Consider the following 22,080-nt stretch of genomic DNA (forward strand, 5'->3'; position numbering starts at 1 on the left):
TCCACGCATGGCGTGGATCTGCCCGCTCAGCCCACCGGCAACAGAATCGACACGCACAGCCCGCCATCGCCGCGGTTCTGCAACGACACCCGACCACCGTGGGCCTCTACGATCTCGCGGGTCAGGGCCAGCCCCAGCCCGGTGCCATTGCGCTTGGTCGAATAGAACGGCATCAGTGCGTTCTGCAGCACCTGCTCGTTCATGCCCTTGCCACGATCCAGCACGTCCAGCCGCAGCCACTGCGGCAGCCGCGTCAGCTGCACCTGTACGTCATCGTTTGGGGGCTCTGCTTCGGCGCAGGCTTCGTGCGCGTTCTTCAACAGGTTCAGCAGCGCCTGCCCGAACTGCGCGATGTCGATGCGGCTGCTCAGTTCTTCGTCCGGCTCGCGCTCCATGGTAAACGGGATCTGCTGGCGCAGGCTGGACAGGAAGGGGGCCCAGTGCACGGTCTGCAGTTGCGGCTGCGGCAACTTGGCAAAGCGTGCGTAGCCACGGATGAAGCCTTCCAGGTGACGCGCCCGGTCCTCGATGGTGGTGAAGATCTCGGGCAGCCGGTCAAAGCGCTCACGCTGCACCAGTACGCCGCCGGAATGGGCGAGCGAAGCGATCGGCGCCAGCGAGTTGTTGAGCTCGTGGCTGATCACCCGGATCACCTTCTTCCAGGTCTGCACTTCCTGGCGGCGCAGTTCGGCGGTCAGCAGCCGCACCAGCAACAGGTCGTGCGGGCGGCCGTTGAGCTGGAACGCGCGGCGCGAGAGGTGGTAGACCTGCTCGTCATCCTCGTCGCCGTCCTCGCCCTCGGCATGCACCGCGAACAGGCTGTCACCGCCACGGGCGATGGCATCGCGCAGTTCCACCGGCACCTGTTCCAGCACGTCCTCCAGGCGCTGGCCTTCCAGCTTCCAGCCGCCATGCAGCAGCTTGCGTGCCGCCAGATTGGAGAACACCACCCGGGCGATGCCATCACCGCCCGAGGCGATCAGCAGCATCGCCACCGGCGTGTTCTGCACCATTGTGTCCAGCAGCAGTTCACGCTGCACCAGGCCCTGCCGCTGCTCACGCAGTACATCGCCCAGTTCGCGGTGGGCCTGCACCAGGTCGCCCAGCTCGTCGTTCCCCGGCCAGTGCACGCCGAAGTTGTACTCGCCGTCGCGATAGCTGCTGGTGGTACCCGCCAGGGCCCGCATCAGAGATCGCACCGGGGCGGTCGCCCGGCGCAGGGTCCACCACATCAACGACAGCAGGATCAACGCCGACACCGTGGTCACCACCCAGCCATGGTCCATCCAGTAGGCCAGCAGCCACGGCAGTGCCGCCGCCAGTGCCAATACCGGCAGCAGGCGCAGGAACAGGCGGAAAGTGAACGAGCGCCGTTTCATTCGCGGGGAATACCGTGGCGGTCCATGCGCCGGTACAGCGCCTGGCGGCTCAGGCCGAGTTCTGCGGCGGCCTGGGCGATGACGCCATGGTTGCGCGCCAGCACATCCTCGATGCGTGCACGGTCGGGATCATTGCCCGCACTGGGGGCCGGGCGCGGTGTGGCGGCTGCGCGCGGCAGGTTGAGATCGGCCACTTCGATGCGGTTGCCGGTGGCCAGCAGCTCGGCGCGCTGGATCACGTTGCGCAGCTCGCGCACGTTGCCCGGCCAGGGGTGCCGCTGCAAGGCCGCGGTGGCCGCAGTGGACAACGGCTTGCCAGCGGTCAGGAAGCGCTCGGCCAGCGGCACGATGTCGCCCGGTCGTTCGGCCAGCGGCGGCAGCACCAGTTCTACCGTGTTGAGGCGGTAATAGAGGTCTTCGCGGAAGGTACCGTCGCGGATCATCGCCGGCAGGTCGGCATTGGTCGCGCTGACCACGCGGACCTTGACCTGGCGCTCGCGGTTGGAGCCCAGGCGCTCGAAGCGGCCGGTTTCCAGCACGCGCAGCAGCTTCATCTGCCCGCCCAGTGACAGGTTGCCGATCTCATCCAGGAACAGGGTGCCGCCATCGGCGGCCTCGAACTTGCCTTCGCGGGCCTTGTTGGCGCCGGTATACGCACCGGCTTCGGCACCGAACAGTTCGGCTTCGATCAGTTCCGAGGGCAGCGCGCCGCAGTTGACTGCCACGAACGGCCCTTTGGCCACCAGGGAATTGGCCTGGATGATCTGCGCGATCTTTTCCTTGCCGGCACCGTTCGCGCCGGTGATCAATACCGGCAGTTCCGAGCGTGCGACCTGGCAGGCCAGCGCGATCACGCGCTCGCTGGCGGGGTCGGCGAAGACCGCACCGCACAGGTCGTACTTCTCTTCCAGTGCGTTGCGCTGGTGCAGTTCACGGCTGCGGCGCCGGTCCAGTTCGCGGCGCGCCTCGGACAGTTCCAGCAGGTTGTTGACCGTGGTCATCAGCTTGCGGTCGTCCCAGGGCTTGGCCAGGTAGTCGGCGGCGCCGGCCTTGACCAGGTCCACGGCGCTGCTCAGATGGGTCCACGCCGTGAGCAGGATCACCGGCAGGTCCGGATGGCGCGCGCGGATCTGCGCGAACAGGGCCTCGCCTTCCTCGCCGGAGGTGGTGTCCTCGCTGAAGTTCATGTCCTGGATGACCAGGTCGACCGGCTGAGATTCGAGCAGCGCCAGCCCGTCGGCGGGCGTCTGCGCCTGCAGGGTGTCGATGTCGTGCAGGGAGAACAGTACGTCCAGCGCGGTACCCACGCTGGCGTTGTCGTCGATGATCAGGATCGCAGGCATCAAACGGTTCTGCAGAAAGGGATGGGCGGCGCCGTTGGAGCCGTTCGTGTCCACGCACCGGGAGAGCCCGGCGCCACCCATCAAGCATAGCCAAACCCGTGGCTGTGCAGGAGCGGCCCCTGCTCAGCGCCGGGGAGGCGCCGGGGGCGCTGGCGGCGCAGGTGGCGGCGGCACTTCCAGTGCCTGGCGCCAGGCTGCGGCGTCGACCGCCACCGTCAGTTCGCGTCTGTCGCGGCGCAGCAACAGATAGGCGGTGGCGGCGTGGGAATGGCGCAGTGCCTCGGCCAGATGTTCGACCCGGCGCACCGCCGTGTCGTCCACGCGGAGGATGCGATCACCGCTGCGCACGCCGAAGCGTGCTTCCGGGCTGGCAGCCTCCACGCGCACTTGGCCCTCGGTCGAGCGCAGTGACAGCCGCGCGGCATCCTGGCGCCATTCCAGTGTCTGCGCGTTGCCACCGCCGGCCAGCGCCGGCAGCGGCAGGAGCAGCATCAGGCACATCGCGCAGGCACGCATCTCAGGCGCCCCGCGTGGCGACCGCAGGCGGTACCGCCGCCGCACGCCGTGCCGGACCGAACACCGCGATCTGGCCCAGCACCCACAGCAGCAGCGCACCCAGCGGCAGGTAGTACAGCGGCATGCGCGGCAGCTCGTACAGGTTCATCAGCGCCAGGTTGATCGCGTAGGCCGCCAGCATGCCCAGCACGATGCCCAGCGAGGCCAGCAGGAAGTTCTCGGTCTGGAAGTAGCGCAGGATCTGCCCGCGGGTCGCGCCCAGCGCACGGCGGATGCCGATCTGCTTGCTGCGCTGCTGCACCCAGAAGCTGGCCAGGCCGATGATGCCCAGCGCAGTGACCACCAGCAGCGAGATGCTGACGGTGATCAGCAGGCCGACCATCGCGCGGTCGTTCTTGAAGAAGTCCTTGCGCTGGTCTTCATAGGTCAGCTTGTCGCGCATCAGCCGGTTGGGATCGTTGCGTTCCAGCGCGGCGGCACCGGCATCGAGGACCTCCTGGCGGCGCTCTGGCGAAGTGCGCAGCACATAGGTGCCACCTTCATCGAAGGTGCGCCGCATGGGCAGCAGCATCGAGTTGGTCCAGTTGTCATTCCAGCCATTGGGCGTGCTGAGCGTGTCGACGATGCCGACCACATGCAGCGGCTGCTTGCCCATGTAGTAGGTCTTGCCCAGCGCACTGCCGTTGGGTTCCATCTTGGCGGCGGTGGCCTGGGTGAAGATCACCGGAATCGCCTTTTCCTTGGCGCCGCCCTTGCTGGCGTCTTCGAAGTTCTGGTATTCGTCGGGCAGGAAATCGCGGCCTGCGATCAGGTTGATGCCCATCGTGGCCAGCCCGTTCTCGGACAGGGTGTACATCGAGGCGTTGGTGGTCGGCCGTTCCTGGTCGACCTCGCGCGAGATGCTGCTGCTGGAGGAGCCGTTGCGGAAGGGAACCTGGTTGATGATGGTGACGTTGCTGACGCCAGGAATCGCGCGCAGCGATGCCAGGTCCTCGCGGGTGCGGGCCATGGCGTCGGTCTGCTTGCCGATGCCACTGACGCGCAGCATCACCAGTTCGCTCTCGGCGATGCCGCTGGGCATGCTGATCTTCTCCACGCGCTGGCTGACCAGGAACAGCGCGTTGCAGACGATGGCGCAGGTCAGTGCGACTTCCAGCACGATCAGGGCAGCGGCAGTCTTGTGCCGGCGCAGCGTGCTGAGGATGGGGCGGATGTCCATGGGAGTCCTCGTTCGGGTGCTTACTGCGACTTGAGCTGGATGGCCGGGGTGACCTGCATGGCGCGCCAGGCGGGCAGGAAACCGGCAGCAAGGCTGGCGAGCAGGGTCAGGCCCAGTGCGAGCAGCAGCATGTTGCCGTCCAGGTGGGCCAGCTTGGCGTATTCCACCGGTTGCTGGCGCACCGCGAACAGGCCGAGCAGCGCCAGGCCGATACCCAGCACGCCACCGACCACGCCGACCGCACCTGCTTCCACCAGGCATTGCAGGAAGATCTGGCCGCGGCTGGCACCGAGCGCGCGGCGCACGCCGATCTCACCGCTGCGACGCAGGAACTTGGCCAGCAGCAGGCCCACCGTGTTGACCAGGCAGACACCCAGGAAGCCCAACGCCAGCCACAGCTGCAGGCGCACGTCGCTGGGCACCGCGCCGTTGAAGTCAAGCCATTCCATCACGGTGCGCAGGCGCACGTTCGGCGGATGCTTGAAGCGGCCGGCCTCGCGCTGCTGGGTCGAGTAGTTCTCCAGGTAACGACGGTAGTCGCCAGCCTTGGCCGGGTCCATCTCCACCCAGTACTGCAGCCACGCGCACGGTGCGTTGAGCGAATAGCTGTTGCCGTCGGGATTCTCGCCGAAGCAGTTCATGTTGCCGTTGCTGCCCAGCTTCAGGTCGAAGGAGGTGGAGATCGGCAGCAGCAGGTCTTCGTTCTTGCCGTAGCTGCCGGTGGTCAGGTCGTAGAAGTGCGGTTCCGGGCTCCATTCCTTCATCACGCCGACGATGCGGTAACTCTGGCCTTCCATGCGCAGGTCGCGGCCCACGCTGTTGGCGCCCTGGTACAGCTTGTCATTGAGCGCCTTGGAGATGACCACCACGCGCGCACGGCCTTCATCGTCCTCGCGCGTCCAGGGGCGGCCGTACTGCATGGGCACCTCGAACATCGGGAAGAAGTCGGCCGAGGTCCAGCGGGTGTCGATGCTGAAGGGCTTGAGGGTGCTGTTGTCCGGTTCGATGGTGCCGCCGCCGCCGCTCATCAGCGCCTGGCGCTCGCCCTTGGCTTCGCGCAGCAGGGCTTCACCGTCGAAGCGGGTCAGCTGGGTTTCCGGTTCCTCGCCGGCGACGTAGGCGCCGGTCGCGGCGTCGAGCTGGACGTAGAACAGGCGGTCGCTCTTGCCGGGAATCGGGTCACCGGACAGCACGTGGAACACGGTCAGGGTGGTCATCGAGGCGCCGATGCCGAGCGCGATGGCAACCACCATCAGCGCGGTCAGGACCTTGTTGCGGCGGAAGCTGCGCACCGCCAGTCGGGCGTAGTAGGCGAACATGGTGGGGCCCTCACTCGTTGACGGCGACGATGTGGCGCGGCGGCGTGACCAGCACCGGCTCGCGCACCAGGTCGGTCACCTGGCCATCAACGATGTGCACGTTGCGCTGCGCGCGCGCGGCCAGTTCCGGATCGTGGGTGACCATCACGATGGTGGTGCCGGCAGCGTTGATCTCCTCCAGCAGCTCCATCACGCCGCGGGCCATCTGCGTGTCCAGGTTGCCGGTCGGTTCGTCGGCCAGCAGCAGGCGCGGGCTGCCTGCCAGGGCACGTGCGATCGCCGCGCGCTGCTGCTGGCCGCCGGACAGCTCGTTCGGGTAGTGCTTCATGCGCGAGCCGAGGCCGACCTGGGTCAGCGCCTTCTCGATGCGTTCGCGGCGCTCGTTGGCGCTCATCTTGCGATAGCGCAGCGGCACGTCGACGTTGTCGAACAGGTTCAGGTCGGGGATCAGGTTGAAGCCCTGGAAGATGAAGCCGATCTTCTGGTTGCGTAGGCGGCTGCGGGCGTCGTCGCCCAGCGTGCTCACGTCCTGGCCGTCCAGCATGTAGGTGCCACTGGTGAAGGTTTCCAGCAGGCCGGCGATGTTGAGGAAGGTGGTCTTGCCGGAGCCTGACGGGCCGGTGACCGCGACGAACTCACCTTCCTTGACCTGCAGTTCCAGTGAGCGCAGTGCGTGGGTTTCCACCTGTTCGGTGCGGAAGACCTTGGCGACCGAACGCATTTCGAGCATGTACATGGGGTGTCCTCTCTCCAGGATTCAGGGTTCAGGTATCAGTTGACGGAGACGCGTTCGGCGTCCTTGAACAGGTCGCTGCCGGAGACCACGATGCGGTCGCCCGGCTGCACACCCGACTTGATTTCCACTTCGCCCAGGCTGCTGACGCCCAGTTCGACCGGACGGCGCACGGCGGTGCGGCCATCCATCACGTAGGCCACGCCGTTGCCCTGTTCGACGAACGGACCGCGCTCGACCTTCAGCACGTTCTTGCGGGTATCGAGCAGCACGCGCACCGACATCCGCTGGCTCTGGCGCAGGCCTTCCGGCTGCGCGCTGGCGAAGCGCACGCGGGCATTGACCTCGCCATTGACCACTTCCGGCGACACCGCGCTGATCTCACCCGGGAACGGCTGGCCATTGCCGCCGGTCAGCTGTGCCGGCATGCCGATCGCCAGGTCGCGGGCGAAGCTTTCCGGCACCTTGATCTCGACCTCGAACTTGGACAGATCGACCACGCCCAGCACCGGCGCATTGGCGGCCAGGTTGGTGGACTGGACGGCCTGCACCTGGCCGACCTGGCCATCGAACGGGGCGCGCAGGGTCAGTGCATCGACCTGGCGCTGCACCTCGGCCACCACGGCCTTCTGGCGGTCGGCCAGCAGGCGCTTGTTGCGGGCATCCAGGTCGGCGCCCTGGCTCTGCAGGCGTGCGTCGGTGGTGGCGTTGGCCAGGGTGATGTCGGCCTTCTTCAGCGAGTCCTTGGCTTTGGCCAGATCGATCTGCGGTACTGCACCGCCGTCGTAACCGCGCTGGTAGCGCTGCAGGTCGCGGTCGGCGGCCTGCCGCTCGATGGTGGCCTGGTCGGTTTCCTTGCGCGACTTGGCGCGGGCCAGGGTGGCGTCCAGCGCGGCGCGGCTGGCCTCGGCTTCCAGGCCGGCCAGGGTGGCCTGTTCCTGGGCCAGCTTGCTGCGCAGTTCCGGGCTGTCGATGATGGCCAGCTCCTGGCCCTTCTTCACCACATCGCCGGCGACCACCTTCAGGTCCACGGTACCGGCCGAGATGGCGTACAGGATCGGGCTGTTGGCGGCGATCACGCGGCCGTCGGCGGCGATGTCGCGGACCAGGTCGCCGCGCTTCACTTCGGCGATGCGCACGCGGCTGCTGTCGAAGGAGCGGCTGGCGTTGGACCAGGCGTGCACGGCCCAGCCGATGCCGGCGAGCAGCACGATGGCGCCCAGTGCCGGCCAGCGGTAGCGCTGCCAGTTGGCGCGGGTGGTGCCGGCCGGGGCGGAGGAAACGATCTGGTCCTGTGCGGAAGTGTCGCGGATCATCGGGTGCGTGCCTGACGGTGGTAGCCAGTACCAAGCACGTAGCGTGCCAAGTTTATTTCCTTTCAGGTCAATGAGTTGGGCGGCGTGCTGAAGTGTCCGGGTGTCCGCGGACACCTTTCCGGACACTTTCATTAAGCGGACAGGAGGGGGAGCGCGGGCCCGCAGGCTAGAATGCGCCGATCGTCTTCAAGGAAACGCGTGACATGTGTGGAATCGTGGGTGCGATCGCTGATCGCGACGTAGTGCCGGTGCTGATCGAGGGTCTGAAGCGCCTTGAGTACCGTGGTTACGATTCCTCGGGTATCGCGGTGATCGACCAGGGTGAGCGCCGCGATGTGCGTCGTGTGCGTCGTACCGGTCGTGTGTCGGAAATGGCCACTGCGGCCGAGGCCGAGGGCTTCAACGCGGTGCTGGGCATCGGCCACACCCGCTGGGCCACCCATGGCGGTGTCACCGAGGCCAACGCGCATCCGCACATCAGCCACGGCGTGGCGCTGGTGCACAACGGCATCATCGAGAACCACGAAGAGCAGCGCGAGAAACTGCGCGCGCTGGGTTACACCTTCGAGTCGCAGACCGACACCGAAGTCATCGCGCACCTGATCCACCATCACCTGAAGGACGGCGACGACCTGCTGGTGGCGCTGCAGCACACGGTGAAGGAACTGACCGGCGCCTACGCGCTGGCCGTGGTCAGCCGTGCCGAGCCGGAGCGCTTCGTCTGTGCGCGCATGGGCTGCCCGCTGCTGGTCGGCCTGGGCGAGGGTGAGAACTTCGTCGCCTCCGACGTCTCGGCGGTGATCTCGGCCACGCGCAAGGTGATCTTCCTGGAGGAAGGCGACACCGCCGAAATCCGCCGTGACGGCGTGCGCATCTTCGATGAGCATGACCAGCCCATCGAGCGCGACGTGCATCTGTCCGATGTGTCGCTGGCTTCGCTGGAGCTGGGCCCGTACCGCCACTTCATGCAGAAGGAAATCCACGAGCAGCCGCGCGCGCTGGGCGACACCATCGAAGCGGCGATCGACGCCGGTGGTTTCCCGGCCGAGCTGTTCGGCAAGAACGCCGAAGCCGTGCTGTCGGGCATTGAAGGCGTGCAGATCATCGCCTGCGGTACCAGCTATTACTCCGGCCTGACCGCGCGCTACTGGATCGAGGCCATCGCCGGCCTGCCGTGCAGCGTGGAAATCGCCAGCGAGTACCGCTATCGCGCGGCCTATGCGAACCCCAAGCATCTGATCGTGACCATCTCGCAGTCCGGCGAAACGCTGGATACGATGGAAGCGCTGAAGTACGCCAAGTCGCTGGGCCATAAGCACACGCTGTCGATCTGCAACGTGCCGGAAAGCGCGATTCCGCGCGCCAGCGAACTGGTCTGCTACACCCGCGCCGGCGCCGAGATCGGCGTGGCCTCGACCAAGGCCTTCACCACCCAGCTGGCCGCGCTGTTCCAGCTGACCGTGGTGCTGGGCAAGCTGCATGGCCGCATCGACGCGGCGCAGGAAGCGGATTACCTGGAGCAGCTGCGCTTCCTGCCGGGCAGCGTGCAGCACGCGCTGAACATGGAACCGCAGATCGCTGCCTGGGCCGAGCGTTTCGCGCGCAAGAGCAGCGCGCTGTTCCTCGGCCGTGGCCTGCATTACCCGATCGCACTGGAAGGCGCGCTCAAACTCAAGGAGATCTCCTACATCCACGCCGAGGCCTACCCGGCCGGTGAACTGAAGCATGGCCCGCTGGCGCTGGTGGACGAGGATATGCCGGTGGTGGTGATCGCGCCCAACGACAGCCTGCTGGAGAAGGTGAAGTCGAACATGCAGGAAGTGCGTGCGCGTGGCGGCGAGCTGTTCGTGTTCGCTGACCAGGACAGCAACTTCAATGAGTCCGAAGGCGTGCACGTGATCCGTACGCCGCGTCATGCCGGCGTGCTCAGCCCGATCGTGCACACCATCCCGGTGCAGCTGCTGGCCTACCACACCGCGCTGGCACGCGGCACCGACGTGGACAAGCCGCGCAACCTGGCCAAGAGCGTGACGGTGGAGTAAAGCACTCCCGGCGCTGTTGGATGCTGTATGCGAAAGGGGCCTGCGCGGCCCCTTTCGTTTGCGTCGGTAGCTGTGGAAAGTGGGACGGCCGCCGCGTGCTTTGTCCGCCTTCGGCAGGGCGCACTCAATCTTTAACGCGTGGCACCGCCAGTATTCAGCGGCGGTTTCAGCCGCGGTGCCATTCTCTGGATCGTCAGTTGGTTCCCACGACGAACTGTCCCATCGATGCCGGTAGTGACCGATGGTCGCAGTCGTAGAATCGATTCGAGCGAGGTCCGGGTTGAGCCCACCTCGTTCGCGTTGCAGCACGTCGTCTGCCGATCCATTCCAAGCGGCAGCCGGGTGCGCCAGACGTGCGCTGAAAGGTCTGTTCCCGGGGAGGGGGCGTATCGGAAGAGCACACTTTTTGACTTAGTGACCTGCACCAGGAAACAAGAATGAACGTCCGCGAACTCCTGCAATCCAAGAAAGAAGCTGTCATCACCATCGACGCCGAAGACACCATCGGTGCCGCCGCCCACAAGATGAGCGCGAACAGGATCGCTGCGCTGGTGGTGATGAAGGACGATGCCCCGGTCGGCATCATTTCCGAAAAGGACATCGTGCGCACCCTGGCCGACGACGGCCCGCAGGCGGGCCGCCGGGTGATTTCCAGCGTGCCGACCACCGGCCTGGAAGGTATCGCGCCGGAGGCCACCCTGAAGCAGGCCATGTCGTTGATGACGTACTCGCGGCGCCGTCATCTGATGGTCACCGAAGGTACCCGTCTGGTCGGCATCCTCAGCCTGGGCGACATCGTGAAGAACCTGCTGGGCGAGCTGGAACTGGAAAAGGCCGTGCTGCAGGACATCTACATGGCGGCGCACTGAGGGCTGGATCCTTGGACGCAGAGAAGCCGGGCATTGCCCGGCTTCTTCGTTCACGGCATCGGTGAAATCAGAAAGTGACCTTCACCGAGTCGGCGCTGTAGTTGGCTGGGCCGTGGTAGACCACTTCAATGTTGTTGCCATCGGGATCGAGCACGAACGCGCCGTAGTAGCCCGGATGGTAGGGGCGTTCGCCCGGTGCACCGTTGTCGGTGCCGCCGGCGGCGATGGCTGCAGTGTGGAAGGCATCAACGGTGGCGCTGTCGCGCGCTTGGAACGCCAGGTGGTGGCGGCCGGTCAGCTGGCCGGCGGCAGCCTCGCTGCTGGCGCTGGAAATGAACAGCTCATCGGCCCAGAAGTAATCATCGCCTTCGCCGGCGATTGGAATGCCGATCGTATCGAACACCGCCTGATAGAAGCGGCGGCTGGCGGCCAGGTCACGCACCACCAGCTGGATGTGGTCGATCAATCGCCCACGGTGCAGTTCCATCGTTTCCATACGAACCTCAAAAAGGGGACGGAGTCGGTAGCGCCGGGCCGTGCCCGGCGAGCGCGCAGCGCGGCCTGCTCAAGGCCGCCGGGCATGGCCCGGCGCTACCGGAATTGTGCCCCTTTCCGGGTCAGACGTTGGAGATGATCTCGACCCAGTAGCCGTCCGGGTCCTTGATGAAGGCCAGGTTCTTCATGCGGCCGTCGGTCAGGCGCTTCTGGAAGGTCACGCCCAGGTCCTCGAAGCGCTGGCAGGCGGCCTCGATGTCCGGCACCGACACGCAGATGTGGCCGAAGCCGCGCGGGTCGCTGTTGCCGTCGTGGTAGACCGCACCGTCCTGGGTCTCGGTGCCGTGGTTGTGGGTCAGCTCCAGCACGCCCGGCAGGCCGGCCATCCACAGGCGGCGCTGGGCATCGTCTTCCGGCACCACCGTACCGGCCGGTACGTAGGCCAGGAAGTACAGGCTGAACTGGGCGTCCGGGAAGTCGCGCTTGTCGATCAGCTGGTAGCCGAGCACGCGGGTGTAGAAGTCCAGCGAGGCGGTGATGTCCTTGACCCGCAGCATGGTGTGGTTGAACACGAAGCCGGTGGTTTCGGCCGGTGCCTGGGCGGCGACGCCGGGGACATCGCGCAGGGCGGGAATGGTCATGGGGGAGGTCCTTCAGACAGGGCCGTTGCAGGCCGGATGGGGTCATTCTACCGGCCGTCACCTGACGGCACCGCGACGTACAATGGGGGGATCGCACCGTTCCGTCCTGACAACGATTGCCCGCCATGTCGCAGCGTGAATGGGTGGCCGCCGCCATCCGCAAGATCGAAGCCGATTTCAACCGTTCCGCCGATACCCACCTGATCCCGTTGGCGCTGCCCGGGTTCGAGGGCATCGACCTGTACCTGAAGGATGAGTCGAGCCATCCCACCGGCAGCCTCAAGCACCGGCTGGCGCGCTCGCTGTTCCTGTATGCGCTGGCCAATGGCTGGCTGCGCGAAGGGCGACCGGTGATCGAGGCGTCCAGCGGCTCGACCGCTGTCTCCGAAGCCTATTTCGCGCGACTGCTCGGTTTGCCGTTCATTGCGGTGATCCCGGCCACGACCTCGCCGGAGAAGATCGCGGCGATCGAATTCCATGGCGGTCGCTGCCATCTGGTCGAGCGTGCCTGCGACCTCAACGGTGAATCGGAGAAGCTGGCCCGTGAAACCGGCGGCCACTTCATGGACCAGTTCACCTATGCCGAGCGCGCCACCGACTGGCGGGCCAACAACAACATCGCCGAGTCCATCTTCAAGCAGATGGCGGAAGAGCCGAGCCCGGTTCCGGAATGGATCGTGTGCAGCCCCGGCACCGGCGGTACCGCAGCGACGCTGGGCCGCTATGTCAGCTACCGCCGGCATGACACCCGCATCCTCTGTGCAGACCCGGAAGTATCGGTGTTCTTCGACGGATACCAGTCCGCCGTGGCCGGTGAGCAGGACTGGCGTGGCCTGACCTGCAGCGGCGGTTCGCGCGTGGAAGGCATCGGCCGGCCGCGGGTGGAGCCGAGCTTCATCCCGACCAGTGTGGATGCGATGGTGAAGGTGCCCGACGCGCTGAGCCTGGCCGCGATGCGCCATGTCAGCCGCCAGCTCGGCCGCCGCGTCGGTGGCTCCACCGGCACCAACTTCATTGGTGTGCTGCAGGCCGCGCAGTGGATGCGCGAGGCGGGCCATCAGGGCAGCATCGTCAGCATTCTGTGCGACAGCGGCGAGCGTTACGCGCAGAGTTACTACGACCCGGCATGGTACGCGCGGCAGGGCATTGATGTTGAGGGCGCCGATGCACAGCTGGCCGCCGCAGTGGCCGGGCAGGGGTTGCCGGAACTGCCGTGGTGCAGCCTGGAGGCGCTGTAGGTCGGTCGACGTTGTCGCCGGGCCACGCCCGGCGATCACGAGGGCGTCTCAATACCCCGCCGCGGTGAACGCATCCAGCACCGCATCACGCAGCGCATCGGGCAAGGCCTCGATGTCCATCGCGCGATCATCCAGGTGCAGGCTCGGGTCCAGCATGCTGGCGCGGCCTTGGGCCAGCGCCTGCAGCCACAGCAGCACGCAGATCACGAACTCGCGCTCATGGCCCAGCCGCAGCTGGCTGGCGCCGCGTTCGATCACTTCGAACGGGTACCACTCCTGGGCATCGCTGAACGTGCCGCCCTGCTGCAGCACAGCCTGCAATTGCTGCAGGTGACGCGGGGCGTCGTCGTCGGCATCGCACAATGCGGCGATCCAGGTCAGTTCGGCCGGGCTGGCGGACAATGCCAGTGACCGGGCCGGTGAGGCGGATGCAACTGCAGCCAGACCTTCCATGTAGGGCCTCGTTCGGTGCGTACCGCTGCGGACTCCCCCGCAGCCAGAGCTTCGAACCGCGACCGTAAGGCCGACGTGAATACCGGGCCGCGCCCCCTTGTCAGCCCCGCCTGCTAGCGCCATATCTACTGGGCTGCCCGCCTGCCGGGCCCGTACCCTGGAGATCTGCCGTGACCGTTGCCAACCCCCTGCTCGATTTTTCCGGCCTGCCGCGCTTCGAGGCCATCCGCCCCGAGCACGTGGCGCCGGCGCTGGACGTGCTGCTGGCCGCGGCCGAAGCCGCCGTCAGCGCGGCCGAGCAGGTGCAGCCGGTCACCTGGCAGACCTTCGTTGCCCCGCTGGACGATGCCACCGAGCGGCTGTGGCGTGCCTGGGGCCTGGTCGGCCACCTGCAGGGCGTGGTCAACACCCCGGAACTGCGTGAGGCCTACAACAGCAACCTGCCACGGGTGACCCGCTTCGCCAGCGCGCTGGGCCAGAACCTGGCGTTGTACCGGCAGTACCAGACGCTGGCCGACAGCCCGGAAGCCGCAGGCTTTGACGAATCCCAGCGCAAGGTGCTGGACAACACCCTGCGTGATTTCCGCCTCGGTGGTGCCGAGCTGGCGCCGGAGGCGCAGCAGCGCTTCGCGGCGATCAAGGAGGAGCTGTCGGCACTGTCGGCGAAGTTCTCGCAGAACGTGCTGGACGCTACCGATGCGTGGTCGCTGATCATCGAGGACGAAGCGCGACTGAGGGGCCTGCCGGAAGATGTGAAGGCCGCCGCGCATGCCGCAGCACAGAAGGATGGCAAGGCCGGCTGGAAACTGACCCTGCAGATGCCGTGCTACCTGCCGGTGCAGACCTGGGGCGAGGACCGCGACCTGCGCGAGATCCTGTACCGCGCCAGTGCGCAGCGTGCGTCCGAGTTCGGCGACGACGCGCTGGACAACAGCGGCAACATCGACCGCATCCTGGCCCTGCGCGCGGAACTGGCCGCGCTGCTCGGCTTCGGTTCGTATGGTGATTATTCGGTGGCGACCAAGATGGCGCAGGACCCGGCCGAAGTGCTCGGTTTCCTGCGTGACCTGGCCTCGCGCGCCAAACCGTTCGCGGCCAAGGACCGTGCCGAGCTGGAGCAGTTCGCGCGCGAGCAACTGGGTATCGAGCAGCTGCAGGCCTGGGACCTGGCGTTCGCCGCCGATCGCCTGAAGCAGGCGCGTTACAGCTATTCCGAGCAGGAAGTGAAGCAGTATTTCACCGAACCGAAGGTGCTGGGCGGCCTGTTCTCGGTGATCGAGCAGCTGTACGGCCTGCGTGTGCAGGAGGACAGCGCGCCAGTGTGGCACGAGGATGTGCGCTTCTTCCGTCTGGTCGATGCGCAGGGTGCACTGGTTGGCCAGTTCTACCTGGACCTGTACGCGCGCGAAGGCAAGCGTGGTGGCGCGTGGATGGACGATTGCCGCAACCGCCGCGTGCGCGCGGACGGCAGTGTGCAGACGCCGCTGGTCTACCTGGTGTGCAACTTCGGTCGCGGTGCCAATGGCAAGCCGGCTACCTTCAGCCACAACGAAGTGACCACGCTGTTCCATGAGATGGGCCATGGCCTGCACCAGCTGCTGACCCGCATCGGCGAGCTGGGCGTGGCCGGCATCAACGGCGTGGAGTGGGACGCGGTCGAGCTGCCGAGCCAGTTCATGGAGAACTTCTGCTGGGAATGGGAGCACCTGCAGGCGATGACCGCGCATGTGGACAGTGGCGAGCCGCTGCCACGCGCGCTGTACGAACGCATGCTGGCTGCACGCAACTTCCATAGCGGCATGGCGACCGTGCGCCAGCTGGAGTTCGGCCTGTTCGACATGCTGCTGCACAGCCAGTTCGAACCGGCGCAGGACAGCGTGCTGGCGCTGCTTGATCGGGTGCGCGCGGAGGTAGCGGTGAACCATCCGCCGGCCTGGAACCGCTTCCCGCACCAGTTCAGCCACATCTTCGCGGGGGGCTATGCGGCCGGCTACTACAGCTACAAGTGGGCCGAGGTGCTGAGCGCCGATGCCTACGCCGCGTTCGAGGAAGCGCCGCAGGCGCTCGCGGAAAACGGTGCACGCTTCCGCGATGAGATCCTGTCGCGGGGTGGCAGCCGCCCGGCGGCGGAGAACTTCAAGGCCTTCCGCGGCCGCGCACCGCAGATCGACGCGCTGCTGCGCCATTCGGGCATGGCGTAAACCGCTCTGGTAGGTGCCAACCTTGGTTGGCACTTCCTGGCAATGGTGCGGACCAAGGTCCGCACCCACCGGAAAGCGGTGCTTATTCGGCGTAGATCATCTTCCGGGTCATGCCGCCGTCGACGACGAAGTCCTGGCCGGTGGTGAAGCCGGACAGTGACGACAGCAGGTACACCGCCAACGCGCCGATGTCCTCGGGCTGGCCGACCCGGCCGACCGGGTGCTGCGCATGGTCGATGGCCGAGTACTCAGGCTCATGACGCCGTGAGGGTGCCTGCCACGCAGTGGTGCCGATCCAGCCAGGGCTGATGCTGTTCACCCGCACCGCCGGGCCGCTGCTGATCGCCAGCGCATGGGTAAAGGCCACCAGTCCGCCCTTGGCCGCGGCATAGGCTTCGCTATGTGCTTCGGATTGCCAGGCGCGGGTGGAGGCGATGTTGATGATCGCACCGGCAGCGCTGGCGGTCAGCGCGGGCAATGCATGCTTGCTGCACAGGAACGCGCCGTGCAGCGAGGACAGCCGGCGCTGCCACTCATCCCACGCCATGTCCTGCAGCCGCGTGCCGTGCGGGCCGGCGATGCCCGCGTTGTTGACCAGTCCGTCGATGCGGCCGAAACGCTGCAGCGCCACGGCGATGAAGTCGCGCACGCTGGCTTCGTCGGTGATGTCCAGGCGCTGGAACGCGGCGTCATCACCGCGCTGCCATTCCGCCAGGCACGCCTCGCCGGCCTCCACGTCCAGGTCGCCGATCAGCACGCGGCCCCCGGCACCGAGCACGGCCTGGGCAATACCGCGACCGATACCGTTGGCGCCCCCGGTGATCAGCGCCACCTTGCCCGACAGCGGCGCGGCCGGCCATGCGGCAATCGGCGGCACCGTGCTCACGTCAGGTCTTCGCCACGCAGGCGGCGATGCCAGCCGTCCACGCCGATGCGGTCCAGGGTCTGGATGTTGCGCTCGACGATCACGTCCGGGTCCGGATAGACGTCCACCGCGCGTGCCACGCTGTCCTCGCGCAGCAGGTGCAGGGTGGGGAAGGGCGCACGGTTGGTGTAGTTGCTGGCGTCGTTGGCGGCCACGCCTTCGAACTGGTAGTCCGGATGGAAGCTCGCCACCTGCAGGATGCCCTGCAGCTCCAGCGCTTCGATTGCCGCGTCGGCGTTGTCGAGGAAATCGTTGTAGTCGAGGAAGTCGGTCAGCACCTGCGGATGCACGATCAGCGTCGTGTCGATCTGCTCGGCCGGCGTATCGCGCAGCAGCACCAGCTCCTCGGCCAGCTGTTCGACCAGCGCTTCGGGCGTGGTCGCATCACTGAGCACGAAACGGACCTGGTCCTTCACGTACACCGCCTTGGCGAACGGGCACAGGTTCAGGCCGATGACGATGCGCTCCAGCCACAGGCGGGTGGCGGCGATCGGGTCATCGGTGGGCAGGTGGGTGTCGGTCATGGCGGGCACGTCGGCTGGCGGGGCGGACATTGTAGGCAGTGTGCCGCTGCCGCGCTGTTCACTGTGCAGGAACTGGACAGTCGCCATGCTGGAAATTCCCGCCGATTCAAGCCCTTGCGGGCGACCGCTGGATGGCCGATTGCCTGTCGCGGACGGCGGGCGTGGAATGGACGCACGACACAGGAGGACACCCATGACTGCATCTTCCCCGTGGCTGCCGGATGCCCTTTGGGCCGGCGCCTTCTTCGATGGTCATTGGCAGGCGGCCGAGCAACGGCAGCCGGTGATCGAGCCGGCCACCGGCAACACCCTCGGCGAAATCGGCCTGGCCGACCCGGCGCAGGTAGCGCGTTCGGCGGCGGCCGCTGCACAGGCGCAACAGGCGTGGGCGTCAGCGCCTTACGAGCAGCGCGCGGAGGTGCTGCGCAACGCGGCACGCCTGGCCGAGGAACACATCGACACCCTGGTGGAGTGGCTGGTGCGCGAAAGCGGCTCGACACGGCTCAAGGCCGGCTTCGAAGCGAAGGTGACGATCAAGGCGCTGCACGAAGCTGCGGCGCTACCGTCGCGCAGCACCGGCGAGATCCTGCCCTCCGAGCCGGGTCGGCTGAACCTGGCGCGACGCCGGCCGCTGGGCGTGGTCGGCGTCATCTCGCCCTTCAACTTCCCGCTGTACCTGGCCATGCGCGCGGTGGCGCCGGCCATCGCGCTGGGCAATGCAGTGGTGCTCAAGCCGGACCCGCGCACGGCGGTGTGCGGCGGCGCGGTGATCGCACGCCTGTTCGAACAGGCCGGTCTGCCGGCCGGCGTGCTGCACATGCTGCCCGGCGATGGCGCGGCCGGTGCAGCGCTGACCAGCGATCCGCACGTGGCGATGATCCAGTTCACCGGTTCCACCGCCGCTGGACGCAAGGTCGGCGAAGCGGCGGGCAAGCACCTGAAGAAGGTCTCGCTGGAGCTGGGCGGCAAGAACTCGCTGATCATTCTCGACGATGCCGACCTCGACCTGGCGGTGGCCAACACCGCGTGGGGCGTCTACCTGCACCAGGGCCAGATCTGCATGGCGACCGGCCGCGTGCTGGTGCAGCGGAAGATCCATGACGCATTCCTGCAGAAGCTGGTGGCCAAGGCCAATTCGCTGAAGGTGGGGGATCCGGCACGCGAAGAGGTGGCCATCGGCCCGCTGATCAATGCCGGCCAGCGTGACCACGCCGCGCGCGTGGTCGAGCAGGCGCTGCAGGCCGGTGCTTCGCTGGAGGCAGGCGGTACGCACCGCGATCTGTTCTTCGCGCCGACCGTGCTTGGCAACGTCTCTGCCGACAATCCAGCCTTCAACGAAGAGATCTTCGCGCCAGTGGCGGTGGTCGTGCCGTTCGACGATGACGACGATGCCGTGCGCCTGGCCAACGACAGCGAGTACGGGCTGTCGATGGCGATCGTGTCCAGCAACGTCGGCCGCGCGCTGAAGATCGGCGAGCGCCTGCGTACCGGCCTGCTGCACATCAACGACCAGACCGTGAATGACGAGGTGATCAATCCCTTCGGCGGCGTCGGTGCGTCCGGCAACGGCACCAGCATCGGTGGCCCCGCCAACGGGGAAGAGTTCACCCAGTGGCAGTGGTTGACCGTCAAGGGCGAAGCGCCCGCTTACCCGATCTGATCGAAGGAGCCATCACGATGAACGACAAGACCACAACCCACGAGATCACCGCCGCCGTGGTCCGCGGCAAAGAACAGCCCTTCGTCATCGAGCAGGCCCGGCTGCGTGGCCCGCAGGACGACGAGGTATTGGTGAAGGTGGTGGCGACGGGCCTGTGCCACACCGACCTGATCGTGCGCGACCAGTACTACCCGGTGCCGCTGCCGGCAGTGCTCGGCCATGAGGGGGCTGGCATCGTTGAGGCGGTGGGCCCGAACGTGCGCGACCTCAAGGTGGGCGACCATGTGGTGCTGACCTATGGCGCCTGCGGTCACTGCAATCCCTGCCGGGGCGGCCACGGTGCCTACTGCAAGGACTTCTTTGCGCTGAACTTTGGTGGCGACGATGGCCACGGCCATACCGCGATCACCGATGCGCAGGGTCAGCCGCTGCACGACCATTTCTTCGCGCAGTCTTCGTTTGCCACCTTCGCCATCGCGCGCGAGATCAACGCGATCAAGGTACCCGACGATGCGCCGCTGGAACTGCTGGGCCCGCTGGGCTGCGGCATCCAGACCGGTGCCGGTGCGGTGCTCAATTCGCTGCAGGTGCGCTCGGGCAGCAGTTTCGCCAGCTACGGTGCCGGCGCGGTGGGCCTGAGTGCGGTGATGGCGGCGAAGGTGGCCGGTGCCACCACCATCATCGCCATCGACGTAGTGCCCTCGCGGCTGGAGCTCGCGCTGGAACTGGGCGCCACCCACGTGGTGAACAGCCGCGAGACCGACGTGATCGAGGCCGTACGCGCGATCACCGGCGGTGGTGCGGACTTCGCGCTGGAATCGACCGGTCGCCCCGAGGTGCTGTCGGCGGGTATCGAGGCGCTGGGCGGCTTGGGCATGATGGGCGTGGTCGGCGCACCGAAGCTGGGCACCACCGCCAGTTTCGATGTGAACAACCTGCTGCTTGGTGGTCGCAGCATCCGCGGCATCGTGGAAGGCGACAGCGTGCCGCAGGTGTTCATTCCGCAGCTGGTCACGCTGTTCCTGCAGGGCCGCTTCCCGTTCGACAAGCTGGTGAAGTTCTACCCGCTGGAACAGATCAACCAGGCGGCGGAGGACAGTACGAAGGGAATCACGCTCAAGCCGATCCTGCGCATCGCGGCCTGAGCAGAGGGTGGGGTTGCAGGGCTGCGCCCTTCACCCGCCGAAGCAATGACAAACGCCAGAGCAACAGCAGAAGCTGGATTCTTGAGGTTGGCGGAGTGGGTCCGGTTGCGGGGGCCGCTGCAAGTACGTCCATGTAAGTTCGGTCGCGCCATCCATGGCGCTCACGCCCCCGCAACCGGACCCACCCCGCCTGCGACAATTTCCCGCTGCTGTTGGTGGATGCCGACCGTTGGTCGGCACGGGGTCGGATCCGTTTTCCAAAGGGAAACGGCTCTGACCCCTTGTTTGACCCCTTGTTTGAACCGCTGGCGGAAACATTCCGTTGTCGGAACGTAACGTGGCGTTGCCGCTGGCGGGTGTACGCTGCGTCCATGATGGCCACGACAGTCGGGCAGCAACAACTGGTGGCGGCACGTGCCGCTTTCGCCGAGGGCGATGCGCGCTCATTGGGCGTGTTGCCGCTGCCGCTGCAGCAGTCATGGCTGCGTTCGCGCGCGGCGGGCCTGCTGCCCGGGCAGGAGCCGGACTACCGTCCGCTGCTGGGTGATGGCCGGCATCTTTCCGATCCCGGCGACCGCCGGCTGGCGCGCTGCGTGCGGCCGGAGCTGGAACAGTTGTGGGCCGCCTTTGGTGGGCGTGGATGGACGATGTTCTGCGCCAATCGCGAAGGCGTGGTGATCGCGCAACAGGCCCATGGCCTGGAAGATGCGCCCCTGCTGCGACCGATCCAGATCGGTCGGCGACTGGGGGAGACGGAGATCGGTACTACCGCCCCGGCGGTGAGCCTGGCTGACGATGTGCCGGCGCTGGTACGCGGCAACGAGCACTACCTGCAGCGCTTTGCGCCGGTGTTCTGCCTCAGCGAGCCGCTGCATGATCTTGAGGGGCAGGTATGCGGGGTGATCGATATCACCGGCCTGGGTGAGCGCGATCCCTCGTTGCTGCAGGGCTACTTCCGGCAGGCCGCGCTGGCCAGCGAGAACCGGTTGTTCCACGCGCTTGCCGACGTGCACCTGCTGGCGCTGCAGCATGATCCGCGCTGGCTGGCGTCGCCATTGCAGGGGCTGCTGGCGGTGCAGGAGGATGGCCAGCTGCGCGCGGCCAACCGTGTTGCGCGGCGCCTGCTGGGCCTGCCGCGTCGGGGGCCATTGCCGTTGTTGAACCTGGAAAGCGTGTTTGCCGGCGCCAGTGCCGCGCAGCGGCGGCGCCTGCTGCAACCCGGGGCGCCGCATCGGGTGCGGGTAGGCGAGGGCAGTGCGGTTTACCTGCAGCACCTGCAGGCGCCGCGCAAGGTCGCTGGCCGCAGCGCGCAAAGCCCTCCAGCGGCGACGATGAATGCACCGCTGCTGCGTGATCAGCAGCGTGAAGCGGCGCGCCGTGCGGCGCAGGCGGCGGACGGCAATCTGAGCCTGGCCGCTCGCCAGCTGGGCATCTCGCGTACTACGCTGTACAAGCTGCTGCGCGGTTGACGTTGCAGCCCGCCGGGCAGATCAATCGCGGAAATTGTTGAACTGCAGCGGCAGCTCGAACTTGCCTGCCTTGAGTACGGCAATGGCGTCCTGCAGGTCGTCGCGCTTCTTGCCCTGCACGCGCAGCTTGTCGCCGTTGATCTGGCTTTCGACCTTCAGCTTGGCTTCCTTCAGCGCGGCAGCGATCTTCTTGGCGATCTTCTGCTCGATGCCCTGCTTGACGGTGATCTTCTGCCGGGCCTGGGCCAGGTTGGTCTCGATGTCGCCGAACTCCAGGCTGAGCACATCGATGCCGCGCGCGGCCAGGCGGGCACGCAGGATGTCGTTCATCTGCTTGAGCTGGAACTCGGTCGGCGCAGTCTGGTTGATGACATCGCCATCGCGCTCGAACTTGGCGTCCACGCCCTTGAAGTCGAAGCGGGTGGCCAGTTCGCGGTTGGCCTGGTCGATGGCGTTGGTCAGCTCGTGGGTGTCGACTTCGGACACGACGTCGAAGGAAGGCATGGGCGTGGCTCCGCGGAATTCAGTGGCCGCCATTCTATCGCGGCGCCCATGCCCGGCGCCCGGCGGGGCGCGCGGTCGGCGATAATGGG

At 66.9% G+C, this 22,080-nt stretch carries 20 protein-coding genes; 7 read left to right on the forward strand and 13 right to left on the reverse strand.

The annotated features are described in order from the left end of the window. Positions 1-26: 26 nt before the first annotated feature. From ACTJJM_RS14770 to ACTJJM_RS14800, 7 genes are all read right to left on the reverse strand, one after another. Complete coding sequence (locus ACTJJM_RS14770; protein WP_010481333.1) at positions 27-1,379, reverse strand: sensor histidine kinase; 1,353 nt, start codon at positions 1,377-1,379, stop codon at positions 27-29. Beyond that, entirely contained in the window at positions 1,376-2,722 is a 1,347-nt protein-coding gene (locus ACTJJM_RS14775) for a sigma-54-dependent transcriptional regulator (RefSeq protein ID WP_010481334.1), read from the reverse strand. Before ACTJJM_RS14775 ends, ACTJJM_RS14770 begins: the two co-directional genes overlap by 4 nt. Positions 2,723-2,845: 123 nt before the next feature. Next, complete coding sequence (locus ACTJJM_RS14780) at positions 2,846-3,223, reverse strand: PDZ domain-containing protein (protein WP_019338856.1); 378 nt, start codon at positions 3,221-3,223, stop codon at positions 2,846-2,848. Positions 3,224-3,239: 16 nt separating this feature from the next. Further along, a complete protein-coding gene (locus ACTJJM_RS14785) occupies positions 3,240-4,457 on the reverse strand; it encodes an ABC transporter permease (protein ID WP_010481336.1) in 1,218 nt (405 codons plus the stop codon). Positions 4,458-4,477: 20 nt separating this feature from the next. After that, positions 4,478-5,776 carry an ABC transporter permease gene (locus ACTJJM_RS14790; RefSeq protein ID WP_049411040.1) on the reverse strand — a complete coding sequence of 433 codons (1,299 nt, stop codon included), beginning with the start codon at positions 5,774-5,776 and terminating at the stop codon, positions 4,478-4,480. Between the two features lie 10 nt (positions 5,777-5,786). Beyond that, complete coding sequence (locus ACTJJM_RS14795) at positions 5,787-6,512, reverse strand: ABC transporter ATP-binding protein (protein ID WP_010481339.1); 726 nt, start codon at positions 6,510-6,512, stop codon at positions 5,787-5,789. Positions 6,513-6,547: 35 nt separating this feature from the next. Beyond that, entirely contained in the window at positions 6,548-7,825 is a 1,278-nt protein-coding gene (locus ACTJJM_RS14800; protein ID WP_019338855.1) for an efflux RND transporter periplasmic adaptor subunit, read from the reverse strand. Between the two features lie 203 nt (positions 7,826-8,028). Between ACTJJM_RS14800 and glmS the strand changes: the two genes are divergently transcribed. Together glmS and ACTJJM_RS14810 are read left to right on the forward strand one after the other, a co-directional pair. Further along, entirely contained in the window at positions 8,029-9,867 is a 1,839-nt protein-coding gene (glmS, locus tag ACTJJM_RS14805; protein ID WP_071305882.1) for a glutamine--fructose-6-phosphate transaminase (isomerizing), read from the forward strand. A gap of 437 nt (positions 9,868-10,304) precedes the next feature. Then, on the forward strand, positions 10,305-10,736 hold the full coding sequence (locus ACTJJM_RS14810) for a CBS domain-containing protein (RefSeq protein ID WP_053450852.1): 432 nt from the start codon (positions 10,305-10,307) through the stop codon (positions 10,734-10,736). A gap of 67 nt (positions 10,737-10,803) precedes the next feature. Here ACTJJM_RS14810 and ACTJJM_RS14815 read toward each other — a convergent pair whose 3' ends face one another. Both ACTJJM_RS14815 and gloA read right to left on the reverse strand, forming a co-directional pair. Continuing rightward, positions 10,804-11,232 (reverse strand): VOC family protein, encoded by a 429-nt coding sequence (locus ACTJJM_RS14815; protein WP_049404183.1) that lies wholly within the window; start codon positions 11,230-11,232, stop codon positions 10,804-10,806. A 121-nt stretch (positions 11,233-11,353) separates the two neighbouring features. Next, positions 11,354-11,872: a lactoylglutathione lyase gene (gene gloA, locus ACTJJM_RS14820; RefSeq protein WP_241877662.1), complete on the reverse strand. Its 519-nt coding sequence runs from the start codon at positions 11,870-11,872 to the stop codon at positions 11,354-11,356. Between the two features lie 125 nt (positions 11,873-11,997). Between gloA and ACTJJM_RS14825 the strand changes: the two genes are divergently transcribed. After that, positions 11,998-13,110 (forward strand): PLP-dependent cysteine synthase family protein, encoded by a 1,113-nt coding sequence (locus ACTJJM_RS14825; protein ID WP_010481349.1) that lies wholly within the window; start codon positions 11,998-12,000, stop codon positions 13,108-13,110. 48 nt (positions 13,111-13,158) lie between these two features. Here the strand turns inward: ACTJJM_RS14825 and ACTJJM_RS14830 are convergent, their stop codons facing one another. Continuing rightward, the gene (locus ACTJJM_RS14830; RefSeq protein WP_010481352.1) at positions 13,159-13,563 is read right to left on the reverse strand and encodes a hypothetical protein; all 405 of its coding nucleotides are present in this window, start codon (positions 13,561-13,563) and stop codon (positions 13,159-13,161) included. A gap of 170 nt (positions 13,564-13,733) precedes the next feature. Here ACTJJM_RS14830 and ACTJJM_RS14835 point away from each other — a divergent pair, with 170 nt between their 5' ends. Beyond that, positions 13,734-15,764: a M3 family metallopeptidase gene (locus tag ACTJJM_RS14835; protein WP_440865786.1), complete on the forward strand. Its 2,031-nt coding sequence runs from the start codon at positions 13,734-13,736 to the stop codon at positions 15,762-15,764. A gap of 82 nt (positions 15,765-15,846) precedes the next feature. Here the strand turns inward: ACTJJM_RS14835 and ACTJJM_RS14840 are convergent, their stop codons facing one another. Together ACTJJM_RS14840 and ACTJJM_RS14845 are read right to left on the reverse strand one after the other, a co-directional pair. Then, entirely contained in the window at positions 15,847-16,650 is an 804-nt protein-coding gene (locus ACTJJM_RS14840) for an SDR family oxidoreductase (RefSeq protein ID WP_019338850.1), read from the reverse strand. Beyond that, entirely contained in the window at positions 16,647-17,213 is a 567-nt protein-coding gene (locus ACTJJM_RS14845; RefSeq protein WP_313311868.1) for a DUF1415 domain-containing protein, read from the reverse strand. Before ACTJJM_RS14845 ends, ACTJJM_RS14840 begins: the two co-directional genes overlap by 4 nt. Before the next feature lie 193 nt (positions 17,214-17,406). Here ACTJJM_RS14845 and ACTJJM_RS14850 point away from each other — a divergent pair, with 193 nt between their 5' ends. From ACTJJM_RS14850 to ACTJJM_RS14860, 3 genes are all read left to right on the forward strand, one after another. After that, positions 17,407-18,873 carry a benzaldehyde dehydrogenase gene (locus tag ACTJJM_RS14850; RefSeq protein WP_049411019.1) on the forward strand — a complete coding sequence of 489 codons (1,467 nt, stop codon included), beginning with the start codon at positions 17,407-17,409 and terminating at the stop codon, positions 18,871-18,873. Positions 18,874-18,890: 17 nt separating this feature from the next. After that, the gene (locus ACTJJM_RS14855; protein ID WP_043401040.1) at positions 18,891-20,018 is read left to right on the forward strand and encodes an NAD(P)-dependent alcohol dehydrogenase; all 1,128 of its coding nucleotides are present in this window, start codon (positions 18,891-18,893) and stop codon (positions 20,016-20,018) included. A gap of 374 nt (positions 20,019-20,392) precedes the next feature. Beyond that, on the forward strand, positions 20,393-21,487 hold the full coding sequence (locus tag ACTJJM_RS14860; RefSeq protein ID WP_313412796.1) for a helix-turn-helix domain-containing protein: 1,095 nt from the start codon (positions 20,393-20,395) through the stop codon (positions 21,485-21,487). 21 nt (positions 21,488-21,508) lie between these two features. Here the strand turns inward: ACTJJM_RS14860 and ACTJJM_RS14865 are convergent, their stop codons facing one another. Continuing rightward, positions 21,509-21,991 carry a YajQ family cyclic di-GMP-binding protein gene (locus ACTJJM_RS14865; protein ID WP_010481366.1) on the reverse strand — a complete coding sequence of 161 codons (483 nt, stop codon included), beginning with the start codon at positions 21,989-21,991 and terminating at the stop codon, positions 21,509-21,511. Positions 21,992-22,080 lie beyond the last annotated feature (89 nt).

The sequence above is a fragment of the Stenotrophomonas sp. 22692 genome, assembly GCF_052045015.1.
Lineage (GTDB): Bacteria > Pseudomonadota > Gammaproteobacteria > Xanthomonadales > Xanthomonadaceae > Stenotrophomonas > Stenotrophomonas geniculata.